1 protein-coding gene is annotated in these 1,320 nt (G+C 77.1%); it reads right to left on the bottom strand.

The genetic code is table 11. The features are described from left to right. The coding region (locus tag AOK24_RS42025) for an ATP-binding protein (RefSeq protein WP_159052190.1) at positions 1-1,284 on the bottom strand (1,284 nt) is incomplete at its 3' end. Positions 1,285-1,320: the final 36 nt, after the last annotated feature.

Genomic DNA, 1,320 nt, shown 5'->3' with positions numbered 1-1,320 from the left:
GGGGGTGCACAGGGCGCGGCGGGCGCTGCGGCGGGCCGCGCGGGGTGAGCGGTACGACTGGACGACCGCCAGGGCCGCGAGGCTGACCGGCGCGGCGGGTCCGCCGGGCGCGCCCGGCGGGATCAGGTCGGCGGCCTGGGCGAAGCAGGACTCGGCGACGCCGGGCGAGCCGTCCCGCCAGGCCAGGACGCCTTCGACGTGGGCGATCCGGCCGACCGTCGCGTCGTCGCCCGCGAGCACCGCGCCGGTCCAGGCGCGGCCGAGGAGTTCACGGGCCGTCTCGGGTTCCGCGGTGCCGAGCCAGGCCGTGAGCCACAGGGCGCGCGGCAGCAGCGGGCTGTCGGGTTCGGCCAGCGGCAGCAGCCGGCGCAGGTGGGCGTGGCCCTGCGCCGCGTGGCCGTGGACGGCCCACCAGAACCACAGGTTGACGACGGTCTCCAGCGCGGCCTCGACGTGACCGGGGCGGGCGTGCGCGTGGCGGACGAGGGCGGTGAGGTCGTCGTACTCCTCGCGCACGAGCTGGACCGCCTGGCGCTGCTGGCCGTTGGTCCACAGGTTCTCGGCGACGGCCGCGACGCGGCGGTAGTGCAGGGCGTGCCGTTCGCGCGCGACCGCCGACTCGCCGGCCTCGCGCAGGCGTTCGGCGCCGAAGTCGCGGGCCGCGCGGGTCATCCGGTAGCGGGAGGTCCGTACGCCGCCGGGCTCGCCGAGGGTCTCCAGGACGCCCGATGCCGCCAGCTCGGCGAGCAGGCCGGGTACTCGGTGCGGCTCCACGCTCGCGCCGGAGCACACGAAGACGGCCGTCGCCTCCGTGAACGAGCCCGTGAAGACGCTCGCGCGGGCCCACACCACCCTCGACTCCCGTTCGCACAGGCGGTATCCGGCGCCGACCGCGTCCCGCAGGGAGCGGTGTCTGCGGGGGCCCGGGTGGGGGCCGGTGAGCCAGCACTGGTCCCGTTCCAGGCGTGCGGCGAGGTCGGTGACCGAGTGGCGGGTGAGCTGGCCCGCCGCGAGTTCGATCGCCAGGGGGACGCCTTCGAGGACCCGGCAGATCCGCTCCGCCGCCGCCCGGTCGCCGCCGGGGAGCTCCCGGCCCGTCGCGGTGCGGGCACGGTCGAGGAACAGCTCCACGGCGGGGCCCCGCAGACCCAGCGCGCCGAGTCTCAGGACCCGTTCCTCCCCCAGGCCGAGGGCCTTCCGCGCGGTGACGAGGACCCTGAGCGCCGGTACGGCCATCAGCAGACGCTGCACGAGGCCGACGCACTCGCCGTGGACTGGGTCCACCCCGTCGAGGACCAGGAGGGGGTGGGGGGCTGGGAG

Source organism: Streptomyces niveiscabiei, assembly GCF_001419795.1.
In the GTDB taxonomy this organism is placed as follows: Bacteria; Actinomycetota; Actinomycetes; order Streptomycetales; family Streptomycetaceae; genus Streptomyces; species Streptomyces niveiscabiei.
The sequence above is the reverse complement of the archived record's forward strand: the minus strand, read 5'-3'. Positions and strand labels throughout refer to the sequence as shown.